This is a genomic window from Acidovorax sp. JHL-3 (genome assembly GCF_000526295.1).
GTDB classification, from domain to species: Bacteria; Pseudomonadota; Gammaproteobacteria; order Burkholderiales; family Burkholderiaceae_C; genus Acidovorax; species Acidovorax defluvii.
Genome location: NZ_JAFU01000001.1, coordinates 2,507,904 through 2,519,923, shown reverse-complemented (window position 1 = coordinate 2,519,923; position 12,020 = coordinate 2,507,904). Strand labels below are relative to the sequence as shown.

Here is a 12,020-nt window from a genome sequence, read left to right as displayed (position 1 = left end):
CGTCGGCACAAGGCATGCCCATGAAGATCACCATCGAAACCAGTGTCCACGCGCCCATCGACCGCGTGTGGGCCGCCTGGAATGACCCGCGCGCCATGGAGCAGTGGAACGCCGCCTCGCCCGACTGGCACACACCGCGCGCCAGCGTGGATCTGCGCGAAGGTGGCAAGTTCTGCGCGCGCATGCAGGCGCGGGACGGCAGCGTCGGCTTCGACTTCGAGGGCACGTACACCCGTGTCGCACCGCAGCGCCTGATCGAATACACCCTGGGCGACGGGCGCAAGGTGCGCGTCGAGTTCACTCCACTGGCCAATAGCATCAGGGTGCGCGAGTCCTTCGACGCCGAGGAGAGCCACAGCGCCGAACAGCAGCGCCAGGGCTGGCAAGCCATCCTGGACAACTTCGCGCGGTACGTCGAGCACCGCGCCTGATTCACCCACAGCAACGCAAGGAGCAACCCATGAAACCCAATCCCGTCGTCTGGTTCGAGATCCATGTGCAAGACATGGCGCGCGCGCGCAAGTTCTACGAAGCGGTGTTCCAGTGCCAGCTGGAAACACTGAAATCACCCGCGGGCGAAGCCAACGGCATGCAGATGCTGTCCTTCCCCGGCGACATGACCACCATGGGCGCCAGCGGCGCGCTGGTCAAGATGGAAGGAGTGCCCTCCGGGGGTGGCGGCGGCACGCTGGTTTACTTTGCCTGCGAGGATTGCGCTGTCGAGCAGGGCCGGGTCGAAAAGGCCGGCGGCAAGGTGTTCAAGCCGAAATTTTCGATCGGCGAATATGGCCAATGCGCTCTGGTGAACGATACCGAGGGCAACATGATCGGCCTGCATTCAATGTAATGACGCAGGCCGTGCAGGCTGGCTAGCCGCCGCGTTGCCGCAGCGCTTCGTAGAGGCACACGCCACTGGCCACCGACACGTTGAGGCTCTCCACCGCGCCCTTCATGGGGATGCTCACCAGTTCGTCGCATGTCTTGCGCGTGAGCTGGCGCATGCCGTCGCCCTCGGCGCCCAGCACCAGGGCCACGGGGCCTTTCAGATCAACCTGGTACACGGTTTTGGGCGCGTCGTCGCTGGTGCCGATGCACCAGATGTTGCGCTCCTTGAGTTCACCCAGCGTGCGTGCCAGGTTGGTGACCATGAAGTACGGCATGGTCTCGGCCGCGCCGCTGGCCACCTTGGCCACGGTGGCATTGATGCCCACGGCGTGGTCCTTGGGGGCGATGACGGCATGCGCGCCCGCACCGTCGGCCACGCGCAGGCAGGCGCCCAGGTTGTGCGGGTCGGTGACGCCGTCGAGCACCAGCAGCAGGGGCTGCTCGATGCCGGCGGCTTCGAGGTTTTCAAGCAGTTCGTCGAGCGAGGTGACCTGCGCCACGGGCTCCACGCGCGCCGCGACGCCCTGGTGGCCATGGCTTCCGGCCAGCTTGGCAATGCGCACGCTGTCGGCCTCGATCAGGCGGGCACCGGCCTCGCGGGCACGGTCGAGAAACTGGCGCATGCGGGCATCGCGCCGCGTCACCTCGTAATAAATCTCGATGATGGATTTCGGCGCGGTCTTCAGACGCACACCCACGGCGTGAAAGCCGAAGAGAACTTTGGGGCTGGACATGGGGGGATTATCCGGGCATTGCCGGCGCCCCCAGAGTTGCGCCCTTCAGGCAACGGGCCACACAAGTGCATCGAGAGGCAACGGGGTTGCGCAAAGGGCTTGCTCTCAAGCGCCTAAAATCGCGGTCTTCCATTTAGCGATCTGCTGGACGGCGCTGCTTTTACGTGCCGTTTTTGCTGCCCATGTGGCTTTACGGGTTGGACTTTTTCCAACCCCCTTGATTGATGGCCCCCCGCGGTTTTGTGCACATGTTGCCGCGGCCACTGGCCTGTTTTACCTTTGTTCAATACCATGATTTTTAACCCGCTTCGCTGGGCACAGCGCACGAGCCTGGTCACACAAATTGTGATCGCCATGATTGCAGGCATCGCGCTGGCCGTGTTGTTTCCGGCTGCCACACCCAAGGTGGCCATTTTGGGCACGCTGTTCATTTCAGCTCTCAAGGCCGTGGCACCTGTGCTGGTGTTCATTTTGGTGATTGCCGCCATCAGCAACCACAAGCCCGGCGAAGCCACCCACGTGCGCCCGGTGCTCTTTTTGTATCTGGTGGGCACACTGGTGGCGTCCGTGGTGGGCGTTACGGCCAGTCTGTGGTTTCCGTCCACGCTGGTGCTGCAAGCCCCGGCGCAGGCGGCTAACGCTCCCATGCACATCCAGGATGTGCTGCTGACGCTGCTCATGAACGTGGTGGACAACCCTGTGCGGGCGCTGATGAATGCCAACTACATCGGCATCCTGGCCTGGGCGGTGGGCTTTGGCATGGCCATGCGCCACGCCAGCGCGGGTACCCGCACCGTCATGCACGACTTGTCGGCCGGCATCACGGTCATCATTCAGGTGGTGATCCGCTTTGCACCACTGGGCATTTTTGGCCTGGTGGCCAGCACCTTTGCCGAAGCCGGTGCGCAGGCGCTGTGGGGCTATGCGCACCTGCTGGCCGTGTTGCTGGGCTGCATGGTGTTTGTGGCGCTGGTGATCAATCCGCTCATCGTTTTCCTGGCGCTGCGCATCAATCCGTATCCGCTGGTGTTTACCTGCCTGCGCGAGAGCGGCGTGACGGCGTTTTTCACGCGCAGCTCGGCGGCCAATATCCCCATCAACCTGACGCTGGCAAAGCGCCTGGGCCTGAACGAGGACACCTACAGCATCGCCATTCCGCTGGGAGCCACCATCAACATGGCTGGTGCGGCCATCACCATCAGCGTGCTGTCGCTGGCGGCAGTGCACACGCTGGGCATTGCGGTTGAAGTGCCCACCGCCTTGCTGTTGTGCGTGGTGGCGGCCGTCTGTGCCTGCGGTGCTTCGGGCGTGGCCGGTGGCTCGCTGCTGCTCATTCCGCTGGCGTGCAGCCTGTTTGGCATCAGCAACGATGTCGCCATGCAGGTGGTGGCCATCGGTTTCATCATCGGCATCCTGCAGGACTCGGCCGAAACGGCGCTCAATTCTTCGACCGATGTGCTCTTCACGGCCGTGGCCTGCCGCTGGGCAGAACCACAGCCGCCGTCAGCGCGCTAAAACGTTACCGGACACCGACCGGGTCAGGTGCTGACCCGGCCTGCCTCGATGCTGATAAGGCGGTCGCAGCGCTGGGCAATGGCCCGATCGTGCGTGACCAGCACCAGCGTGGTGCCCTGCTCGCGGTTGAGGTCAAACATCAGCTGCATGATGGTTTCGCCAGTGGCGAAGTCGAGGCTGCCGGTGGGCTCGTCGGCCAGCAGCACGGCGGGCTGCATCACAAAAGCACGTGCCAGCGCCACGCGCTGCTGCTCGCCACCGCTCAGCACCTTGGGATAATGCCCCAGGCGCTGACCCAGCCCGACATGCTTGAGCATCTCGGTGGCCGCCTTGCGGGCATCGCTGCGGTCGGCCAGTTCGAGCGGCAGCATGACGTTTTCAAGTGCTGTGAGGTTGCCCATCAGCTGAAAACTCTGAAACACGAAACCCACCTTTTGCGCACGCAGCGCGGCCCGGCCGTCTTCACTCAGCGCAAACAGATCCTGGCCGTCAAGCCGCACGGTGCCGCGCGTAGGCGTATCAAGGCCCGCAATGATGGACAGCAGCGTGCTTTTTCCAGAGCCGGACGCGCCAACAATGGCCACGGTTTCCCCAGACTCCAGGCGGAAATCGATATTACGCAGAATGTCCAGTGTGCCGGTGGAATCCGTCACCGACTTGAATACATGCTCGACCGCAATAATGGGTTTGGCTGGTGACTGGGTAGGTTCGGACATGAAAGGTTTTTTATTTTGATTTGCGATCTGCATCGACGCCACTTTATCCTGACCGCTGCAGCCGGCGCGCTGGCGGGGCTTTATGCCCCGGCAGCGATGGCGCAAAAGCCGGCCCCGGTGCGACCACAGGTCATTCTGGTGCTGGGCGATTCCCTCAGCGCCGAATATGGCCTGCCGCGCGGAACGGGTTGGGTGGCACTGCTGGAAAAGCGCCTGGCGCAGGAAGAGATAGCCGCCACTGTGGTGAACGCCAGCGTGAGCGGAGAAACCACGTCCGGCGGGCGCTCCCGCCTTGCGGCGCTGCTGACGCAGCACCAACCCAGCCAGGTGGTGATCGAGCTGGGCGGCAATGATGCCCTGCGGGGCCTGCCACTGAAAAATACCGAAGAAAACCTGACGTGGATGGTGCAGACGGCCCAGAAATCAGGAGCCAAGGTACTGCTGGTGGGGATGCAGGTGCCCCCCAATTACGGAACCGACTATGCCAACCGCTTTGCGGCCACCTTTACAACCGTGGCCAAGGCGCGCAAGGTGGGAGTGGTGCCGTTTTTCCTCAAGGGCGTGGCCGATGGCCCCGACCCGACCCGACTGTTCCAGCCAGACCGCATCCACCCGCGCGCCGAGGCGCATCCGCAGATGCTGGCCAATGTGTGGCCGGAACTCCAGAAGCTCTTGCGTTAAAGAGCCCCGGGGGAAATCAACTGCCGGTTGACTCCGATGGGTTTGCAGGTGCGGGAGACGCAAAAGCGGCGGGGCCGTCGGTGGGCTGCCCATCTTGCGGCTCGTCAGGCCGGCGGTGAGTTTTGGCTTTGAGCTTCTCTTCCTTTTTTTTCTTTTTGGCGAGTTCGCGCTGGCGCTTTTCGTATCCGTAGTTGGGTGTTGCCAAGGTATTTGCTTCCTAAAGTAGGGGCCCACTGTAACAGCTTGCCCCTGGAGGCGGGCCCAGACCGCGCTTCACTGCGTGGGGGAAACCGCTGCGCGGTAGGCGTGCCAGCTGGCGTGGCCCAGCACCGGCCCGGCCAGCAACAGGCCCGCCCCCCAGAACCACAGTGACACCACCACGATGAGGGTGATCAACAAACCCCACAGCAGCATGACGGCGGGGTTTTCCAGCACCACCCGCATACTGGTGATGCCTGCGGTCAGCGCATCGGTATCACGGTCCAGGATCATGGGAATGGAGACCACCGAGGTCGAGAAAACCAGCGCTGCAAAAGCGCCCCCCACCGCCATGTAGACGCCGACAAATCCCCAGTTCTGGGGGTTGAAGATGGCCGCCATCACCCCTGTGGTAGAGGGCATTCCGGTATTGAAAAACACCGCAAACACCACCAGCGACGCCCGGCCCCACAGCAACTCCAGCACCACCAGCACGAGCACCAGCATGCCCATGCTGCCCATGTGCTTGTCCCAGCAGGTGATGGACTGCCCCAGATCGGGCGCCTGGCCAGCCTCGCGGCGCCGACTGGTGTCATAAAGGCCCATGGCCAGAAACGGCCCTACCAGCAGGCACCCGCTGGCCAGCGACATGGTGTATTCGGGCCGTGTGCGAAACACCCAGCCCAACACCAGCGCCATGCACCAGAAACATGCTCCATAAAACAGGGCGATGCCGGGCGCGGCCACCACATCCTGAAGGCCCTTGCGCAGCCAGCGAAAGGGATCTGCGAGGCGCAGGGGATTGAGTGCGATCGCCACGGCGGTGGCGGGCGGTACTTGGGCGGCAGGAGGTGCGGACATGGCGGTGATGGAGGTAATGGCAGAAGGTGCAAGAGGGTTTATGGGGACGACGGACACACCGTCCGTTGACACATATCAACACCCTAAGCCACCTGACCGCCACGCGCCACTGAGGAAACTACCACCCCCGCAGCACTCCCGCCCCGCCTTCAGGCCGCTCCAAATGCTCCGCGCATGGCCTGCTCCAAATCCTGGCGGAGGTCTTCCACCTCCTCCAGCCCCACCGAAAAGCGCACCAGGGTGCCAGGCTGCAGGTGCGGCGCGGGCCGGCTGCGCATGGATGCAAGCTGGTAGGGAACCACCAGACTCATGGGGCCGCCCCAGCTGTAGCCCAGCTTGAAAAGGCGCAAGCCATCACAGAACGCGTCAACCTGCTGCTGGCTGAAACGCGCGTCGATCATCACGCTGAACAAACCAGCCGCAGCGCCATGGCCATCGTTTGCAGCGCCGCACAGCGCCTGCCAGTGGGCGTGGCCCGGTGCACCGGGCAGCACCGGATGCAGCACCTGCGCCACGGCGGGCTGCTGCTGCAACCACTGAGCCAGCTGGCGTGCCGCAACGTCGTGTGCACGGTAGCGCAAACCAATGCTGGGCAATGCGCGCAGCACGGCTTCGGCATCGTTGGCTGCGATGCCCAGGCCCAGGCGCATGTGCGTGAGCTTGACTTTCATGTGCAGCGCCGGATCGCGCGTGATCACACTGCCCATCAGCACATCGCCGCCGCCACTGGGGTATTTGGTCAGCGCATGCACCGAAATATCGACGGCCAGGCAGCCGCTGCCGTCTCCTGCCAGATCAAAGGGCGCAAACGCGAGGCCAGCGCCCCAGGTGTTGTCGAGCGCCGACGTGACCCCCCGGCCGCGGCAGATGCGGACCTGTTCACACAGATCAGGGAATTCCATGGTCACCGAACCAGGTGCCTCCAGCCACACCAGGCGCGTGGCCGGCGTGATGCGCGCTGCCAGATCGGCGGGGTCGAGCGGGTCATACAGCACATGGTGAATGCCGAAGCGAGCCAACTCGCCGTTGGCCAGGTCTTTGCTGGGACCGTAGGCGTTGTCGGGAATCAGGACTTCATCACCAGGCTGGAGCAGGGCCAGGGCCACATTGGCAATGGCCGCAAGGCCACTGGGCACCAGCACGCATTGCAGCCCGCCCTCCAGGGCGCACAGGCGCTCTTCCAGCGTGAACGTGGTGGGCGTGCCATGCAGGCCATAGGTGTAGCCGCTCTTGTCTTTCCATTCGCGCGAACGCATCGCGGCCACGCTAGGGAAAATAACCGTAGATGCCTTGAACACACCAGGCTGCGGCGCGACAAATCCGGCAGGCGGGACATAAGGGTGATGGACGATGCGGGTTGCAGGCCCAAAAGTGGTGTCTTCAGTCATGCCAGCCATGGTAGCGCGCCCACGGCCGTAGCCTGCGGTACCACCGGGCCGCAAGCCCGGGTGCAGCGCCCCCATGCGTAGGTGGGGGCGAGATGCCTGTGGCTTAGCTGGGCACCTTGAGGTTGTTGGTGACCGATGTCACGCCCTTCACCTCTTTGGCGATGGTTTCAGCGCGCTCGCGGGCGCTTGCATTGGGTGCGGGACCCGAAAGTGTGACTGCGCCGGCACGGGTGTCGACGTCGATCTTGAACGCGCTCAGATCTGGGTCCTTGGCCAAGCCAGCAGACACCTGCGCTGTGATCGTCGCGTCATCCATTGCGCCCATGGCAGCAGTGCCCATTTCCTGGGCGCCCGACTGCACCTTGGCAGCGCCCTCTTCGACCTTGGTTTCCGCATTCTCGAGGGCGTTTTCTGCCTTCACCTTCGCATCCGCGGCGGCCTGTTCGGTTTGTTGCACAGCGGAATCGAGTTTTTGGCCCACGGTGGGCTGCTCTTGCTTGTCGCACGCGGCCAGACCCAAAGCCAAGGCGCTGACACCAAGAATGCTCAGGATGCGCTGCGAACCACTGTGCGAAAAATGACGGATATTCATGTGATCACTCCTTCCAGATAAAAGATGGTGTGAATGTAGGCAGCACATCGTGACGCCTGGGGTCGGACAGCGCCGAATGGGCTGTAGGACAACAGCACCAACCTGCTCTGCCCCTCGCGAAAGACAGTTGGCGCGCGGGGATGCCTTCGGGTGCGCCAGGCCGATGCAGCGGCGACAATTGCAACGATGTCACTGAACACCTTGTCCCGCTGGCTTCCGTTTCTGAACTGGCCGCGCCCAGAACCGGCCTTGCTCAAGGGCGAATTCTGGGCAGGAATGACCGTCGGCCTGATGCTGGTGCCGCAGGGCGTTGCCTACGCCGCGCTTGCAGGGATGCCCCTGGTGACCGGCATCTATGCATCCCTCGTGCCCGCTCTGGTGGCCGTGCTGTTCAGCGCCTCCACGCGCCTGGGCGTGGGGCCCACGGCACTGACCAGCCTTCTGATCGGCGCATCGCTGACGGGGCTGGCCGAACCCGGCAGTGCGCAGTGGGTGGCCATGGCGGCCTGGATGGCGATCCTGTCAGGACTGTTGCAGCTGGTGATGGGGCTGGCGCGCTTTGGCTGGTTGCTCAATCTGGTGACCTCACCGGTGCTCAGCGGCTTTACCCAGGCAGCGGCGCTGCTGATTCTTTCGTCCCAGCTCGGGGCACTGACCGGGCTGCGTTCCGATCTGGGCGCCTTGTGGACGACGCCCTCGCTGGGCCATTTCGATCTGACAGCAGCGGCCTTCGGCCTGGGTAGCCTGGTGTTGCTGATAGTGGCGCGTCGGCTGCGCCCGGGCTTTCCGGCTGCCATCGTGGTGCTGGGGGCTGCGGGTGCCGTCAGCTGGGCCCTGGGCTACGCCGAGGCCGATGGTGCGGTGGTGGGAGCCTTGCCGGCCGGCCTGCCCAGCTTTTACTGGCCGGGCGCCCTGCCCTGGTCCAGCTTTTCGGCACTGGTCATGCCGGTGCTGGTGGTGACGCTGGTCAGTTTTCTCGAAACCGCTTCCAGCGCCAAGGTGGACAGCCAGCGCTCGGGAGAGCGCTGGAACGAAAACCAGGACCTGATCGGTCAGGGACTGGCCAAGATCAGCAGCGGCCTGTGTGGCAGCTTTGCCACCAGCGCTTCATTCTCTCGCTCGGCCATCAACCTGTATGCCGGCGCCCGCAGCGGCTGGGCCACCGTGTTTGCCATTGCCCTGGTGCTGGTGGTGCTGCTGTGGCTGACACCAGCGCTTTACCATGTGCCGCAATCGGTGCTGGCCGCCGTGGTGGTGACGGCTGTCACCAGCCTGATCAAACCAGGCAGTTTTGTGCGGTTGTGGCGGATTTCCCGCATCGAGGCGGTCATTTCTGGCGTTACCTTCGGTTTGACGCTGGCCACAGCCCCCCGCATGTACTGGGGTGTGCTCGTGGGGCTGCTCATGAACCTGAGCCACTTCCTTTACCAGCGCCTGCACCCCCGCATCATCGAGGTGGGATTGCACCCCGACGGCAGCCTGCGCGACCGGCACCTGTGGCAACTGCCCGCGCTGGCACCGCACCTGCTGGCCCTGCGCATGGACGCGGAACTTGACTTTGCGTCCGCCAGCGCGCTGGAGCGCCGGGTAATGGACCACCTGGGCGCCCACCCCGACGTGGTGCATGTCTGCCTGCTGGCCCAGCCCATCAACCGCATCGACGTGACGGGTGTGGAAACCTTTTCCAACCTGGTTTCCACACTGCGTGCCCGCACGGGCACGCTGCACCTGAGCGGGCTCAAGCTGCCCGTGGAACAGGGACTGCGCCGCGCCGGGGTGCTGGAGCCCGGCCCGGGGCTGGCCATGTACCGCACCGACGCCGAAGCCTTGCTGGCCCTGCAGCAACTGCCGGGACCGGCCCACAACGCCAGTGATGGCGTCGCAGACAGCCAAAAAGCAAGGGCCGACTGATACACTCGCAGGCTACTTATGGCCCTCAAAATCCGTGCCTGATCCGGCTTCCCACATCGTAGACCTGCGCGACCTGCGCCTGGACACTGCGCACGCTCTGGTAGCCCAGGCCAGCGGGAGCGAGGCTGCCCTGCGCCGCGATCAGCCCTCACGGCACCTGCAGGGCCTGATCGACGGGCTGTGCGAACTCTCTCTCAAAGACCACCTCACCGGGCTGGCGAACCGTCGCCATTTCCGTGCGGTGCTAGAGCGTGAAATCGACCGCGTGACACGCTCGGGTGAAGCCGCCTTGCTGCTGATCCTGGACATCGACCATTTCAAGCAGATCAACGATACCTACGGGCATCTGGCCGGTGACGTGGTGCTGCAGTCGGTGTCGCGCACCCTGAGCGCCTGCGTGCGCCCCATGGACACACTGGCGCGCTACGGTGGCGAAGAATTTGCAGTGGTGCTGCCCGCCTGCCAGGCAGGCTTTGGCAAGGTGGTTGCCGAGCGCATTCGCCGTGCCGTGGCCAACACGCCGGTGCGCATTTCGCCTTCGGTTGAAGTCAACGTCACGCTCAGCATTGGTGGCGCTTTCGCCATGCAATGGATCCGCTCCACCACCCTGCTCTGGACAGACCGCGCAGACCACCAGTTGTATAACGCAAAATCCATGGGCCGCAATTGTGTGAGCATTGAGGAGCAACCCGACAGCACGGTCAGTGCCGAAGAAAAGAGCCTGTTGTTCGGCCCGCTCTACACGCCGTCGGGCTGGGGCGATTTGCCTTCGCTGGACCCCGCAGGCAGCGTCTACTGAAAGTAATGAGATGAGCGACGCGCTGTCCCCCCCCAACAACACCCCGGCTGCCCCTGTGCCGCCCACCACGCCCCCCGTTGCGGCGCCAGGCACCGGTGCACGCATCATTGCCGTCACCAGCGGCAAAGGCGGCGTGGGCAAGACCTTTGTTTCTGCCAACTTGGCTGCAGCCCTGACCCGACGAGGCCAGCGTGTGCTGGTGCTCGACGCCGACCTGGGCCTGGCCAACCTTGACGTGGTGCTGAACCTGCACCCCAAGATCACGCTGCACGACGTATTCACCGGCAAGGCTGCCCTGCAGGACGCCATCATCCAGGCGCCCGGCGGTTTCTCGGTGCTGCTGGCGGGCTCGGGCATGGTCGAGTATTCGCGCCTGACCCCCGAGGTGCGCAACCAGTTTCTCAACGTCATCCAGGCGATCACGCCCAAGTACGACGTGGTGCTGCTCGACACCGGCGCCGGCATCTCTGATGTGGTGCTGTTTTCCGTTTCGCTGGCATCCGAGGTGCTGATCGTGGCCACCCCTGAGCCCACCTCGCTCACCGATGCCTATGCGGCCATCAAGGTGCTGGCCATGCAGCAAAAACGCCAGCATGTGCGCATGGTCATCAACCAGGCCGCCCGCCCGGGCGATGGCCGTGCCATCACCAGCCAGTTGCAGCAGGTGCTCGACCGCTTTGTCAGCACCGAATCGGGCCGCGCCATGCGCCTGATTCACATGGGCGACATCCCGGCCGATCCTGCGGTGCGGGATGCCGTCATGCGCCGCCAGCTGCTGCTGCTGCAAACGCCGGGCTGTGCTGCGGCGCTGGCCATTGCCCAGCTGGCCAACAAGATCGAATCCACGCTGCTGGTGCCCACCGCCTGAGCGCACGGCACCGGTGCAGCGCCTGCCCGCGGGCGGGTGCGCCGTTCTGAGATATCCGCCGTGAACCCAGTCCTGAACATCTCCTGCTACAAGTTCGTGCCCTTGCCCGATGCAGCGGCATTGCGCGATCTGCTGCACGAGCGCGCCATGGCTGCCGCGCTCAAGGGCACCATTTTGCTGGCCCATGAGGGCATCAATATGTTTTTGGCAGGCCCGGCAGCGGCGGTACGCGGCTTTGTCGATGCCCTACGCACCGACCCGCGCTTTGCCGACCTGGCCCCCAAGGAAAGCTGGTCAGGCACTGTGCCGTTTCGCAAGATGCTGGTGAAGGTCAAGCGCGAGATCATTCGCATGGACCACCCCGCCATTCAGCCCTCGGCAGGCCGGGCACCGGCCGTGACACCGGCCACCCTGCACCGCTGGCTGGCCCAGGGCCACGATGATGCGGGCCGCCCGGTGGTGACGCTGGACACACGCAATGCCTTCGAGGTGGATGAAGGCACGTTCGACAACGCCATCGACTGGCGCATCGACAAATTCACCGAGTTCCCCCCGGCCCTGCGGGCCCACAAGGCCGAGCTGGCGGGCAAGACGGTGGTGAGCTTTTGCACCGGCGGCATCCGCTGCGAAAAGGCCGCCATCCTGATGCGCGAGGAAGGCCTTGCGCATGTTTACCAGCTCGAAGGCGGCATCCTGAAATATTTCGAAGAGACGGATGGCGCGCATTACCACGGCGGCTGTTTTGTGTTTGACGAGCGCCGCACGCTGGCCGCTGATCTTGCGGTGGCCACCCTCAGCGCCAAGGCTGAAGACGCTATAAATACATGAGCTATCAGCGCTTACGCCATAAGCGCTAGAGGCCTATTTAGCTG

At 64.1% G+C, this 12,020-nt stretch carries 14 protein-coding genes; 8 read left to right on the top strand and 6 right to left on the bottom strand.

The features are described from left to right. The first annotated feature begins 14 nt into the window (after positions 1–14). The gene (locus tag K226_RS19530; protein ID WP_081739420.1) at positions 15–431 is read left to right on the top strand and encodes an SRPBCC family protein; all 417 of its coding nucleotides are present in this window, start codon (positions 15–17) and stop codon (positions 429–431) included. 29 nt (positions 432–460) lie between these two features. Continuing rightward, positions 461–847 carry a VOC family protein gene (locus tag K226_RS0111820; protein ID WP_024815010.1) on the top strand — a complete coding sequence of 129 codons (387 nt, stop codon included), beginning with the start codon at positions 461–463 and terminating at the stop codon, positions 845–847. A gap of 22 nt (positions 848–869) precedes the next feature. On the opposite strand, the gene rlmB is transcribed toward K226_RS0111820, so the two are convergent. Then, positions 870–1,619: a 23S rRNA (guanosine(2251)-2'-O)-methyltransferase RlmB gene (rlmB, locus tag K226_RS0111815; protein WP_024815009.1), complete on the bottom strand. Its 750-nt coding sequence runs from the start codon at positions 1,617–1,619 to the stop codon at positions 870–872. Positions 1,620–1,910: 291 nt separating this feature from the next. Between rlmB and sstT the strand changes: the two genes are divergently transcribed. Beyond that, positions 1,911–3,134: a serine/threonine transporter SstT gene (sstT, locus tag K226_RS0111810; protein ID WP_024815008.1), complete on the top strand. Its 1,224-nt coding sequence runs from the start codon at positions 1,911–1,913 to the stop codon at positions 3,132–3,134. A 23-nt stretch (positions 3,135–3,157) separates the two neighbouring features. Here the strand turns inward: sstT and K226_RS0111805 are convergent, their stop codons facing one another. Further along, positions 3,158–3,850 (bottom strand): ABC transporter ATP-binding protein, encoded by a 693-nt coding sequence (locus tag K226_RS0111805; RefSeq protein WP_024815007.1) that lies wholly within the window; start codon positions 3,848–3,850, stop codon positions 3,158–3,160. A gap of 15 nt (positions 3,851–3,865) precedes the next feature. Between K226_RS0111805 and K226_RS0111800 the strand changes: the two genes are divergently transcribed. Then, the gene (locus K226_RS0111800; protein ID WP_024815006.1) at positions 3,866–4,531 is read left to right on the top strand and encodes an arylesterase; all 666 of its coding nucleotides are present in this window, start codon (positions 3,866–3,868) and stop codon (positions 4,529–4,531) included. A gap of 16 nt (positions 4,532–4,547) precedes the next feature. Here K226_RS0111800 and K226_RS20270 read toward each other — a convergent pair whose 3' ends face one another. The 4 genes from K226_RS20270 to K226_RS0111780 all read right to left on the bottom strand — a co-directional run bounded on the left by K226_RS20270 (position 4,548) and on the right by K226_RS0111780 (position 7,570). After that, positions 4,548–4,736 carry a hypothetical protein gene (locus tag K226_RS20270; protein WP_024815005.1) on the bottom strand — a complete coding sequence of 63 codons (189 nt, stop codon included), beginning with the start codon at positions 4,734–4,736 and terminating at the stop codon, positions 4,548–4,550. A gap of 68 nt (positions 4,737–4,804) precedes the next feature. Then, the gene (locus K226_RS18930) at positions 4,805–5,590 is read right to left on the bottom strand and encodes a DUF2189 domain-containing protein (protein WP_035241774.1); all 786 of its coding nucleotides are present in this window, start codon (positions 5,588–5,590) and stop codon (positions 4,805–4,807) included. Positions 5,591–5,739: 149 nt separating this feature from the next. Continuing rightward, the gene (locus K226_RS0111785; RefSeq protein ID WP_024815004.1) at positions 5,740–6,987 is read right to left on the bottom strand and encodes a PLP-dependent transferase; all 1,248 of its coding nucleotides are present in this window, start codon (positions 6,985–6,987) and stop codon (positions 5,740–5,742) included. Between the two features lie 94 nt (positions 6,988–7,081). Continuing rightward, the gene (locus K226_RS0111780) at positions 7,082–7,570 is read right to left on the bottom strand and encodes a BON domain-containing protein (RefSeq protein ID WP_024815003.1); all 489 of its coding nucleotides are present in this window, start codon (positions 7,568–7,570) and stop codon (positions 7,082–7,084) included. A gap of 186 nt (positions 7,571–7,756) precedes the next feature. Between K226_RS0111780 and K226_RS0111775 the strand changes: the two genes are divergently transcribed. From K226_RS0111775 to K226_RS0111760, 4 genes are read left to right on the top strand one after another with little or no spacing between them, the layout of a single operon-like run. Continuing rightward, on the top strand, positions 7,757–9,481 hold the full coding sequence (locus tag K226_RS0111775; RefSeq protein ID WP_024815002.1) for a SulP family inorganic anion transporter: 1,725 nt from the start codon (positions 7,757–7,759) through the stop codon (positions 9,479–9,481). A 34-nt stretch (positions 9,482–9,515) separates the two neighbouring features. Beyond that, complete coding sequence (locus K226_RS0111770; protein ID WP_024815001.1) at positions 9,516–10,280, top strand: GGDEF domain-containing protein; 765 nt, start codon at positions 9,516–9,518, stop codon at positions 10,278–10,280. Positions 10,281–10,290: 10 nt separating this feature from the next. Then, on the top strand, positions 10,291–11,148 hold the full coding sequence (locus K226_RS0111765; protein WP_024815000.1) for a MinD/ParA family protein: 858 nt from the start codon (positions 10,291–10,293) through the stop codon (positions 11,146–11,148). Between the two features lie 60 nt (positions 11,149–11,208). Beyond that, the gene (locus tag K226_RS0111760; protein WP_024814999.1) at positions 11,209–11,976 is read left to right on the top strand and encodes a sulfurtransferase; all 768 of its coding nucleotides are present in this window, start codon (positions 11,209–11,211) and stop codon (positions 11,974–11,976) included. The last annotated feature ends 44 nt before the right edge of the window (positions 11,977–12,020 follow it).

Bases quoted from the DNA above. Each gene is read 5' to 3' on its own strand.
- K226_RS19530 (WP_081739420.1), top strand. From the start codon at position 15: ATGCCCATGAAGATCACCATCGAAACCAGTGTCCACGCGCCCATCGAC.
- K226_RS0111820 (WP_024815010.1), top strand. From the start codon at position 461: ATGAAACCCAATCCCGTCGTCTGGTTCGAGATCCATGTGCAAGACATG.
- rlmB (WP_024815009.1), bottom strand. From the start codon at position 1,619: ATGTCCAGCCCCAAAGTTCTCTTCGGCTTTCACGCCGTGGGTGTGCGT.
- sstT (WP_024815008.1), top strand. From the start codon at position 1,911: ATGATTTTTAACCCGCTTCGCTGGGCACAGCGCACGAGCCTGGTCACA.
- K226_RS0111805 (WP_024815007.1), bottom strand. From the start codon at position 3,850: ATGTCCGAACCTACCCAGTCACCAGCCAAACCCATTATTGCGGTCGAG.
- K226_RS18930 (WP_035241774.1), bottom strand. From the start codon at position 5,590: ATGTCCGCACCTCCTGCCGCCCAAGTACCGCCCGCCACCGCCGTGGCG.
- K226_RS0111785 (WP_024815004.1), bottom strand. From the start codon at position 6,987: ATGGCTGGCATGACTGAAGACACCACTTTTGGGCCTGCAACCCGCATC.
- K226_RS0111780 (WP_024815003.1), bottom strand. From the start codon at position 7,570: ATGAATATCCGTCATTTTTCGCACAGTGGTTCGCAGCGCATCCTGAGC.
- K226_RS0111775 (WP_024815002.1), top strand. From the start codon at position 7,757: ATGTCACTGAACACCTTGTCCCGCTGGCTTCCGTTTCTGAACTGGCCG.
- K226_RS0111765 (WP_024815000.1), top strand. From the start codon at position 10,291: ATGAGCGACGCGCTGTCCCCCCCCAACAACACCCCGGCTGCCCCTGTG.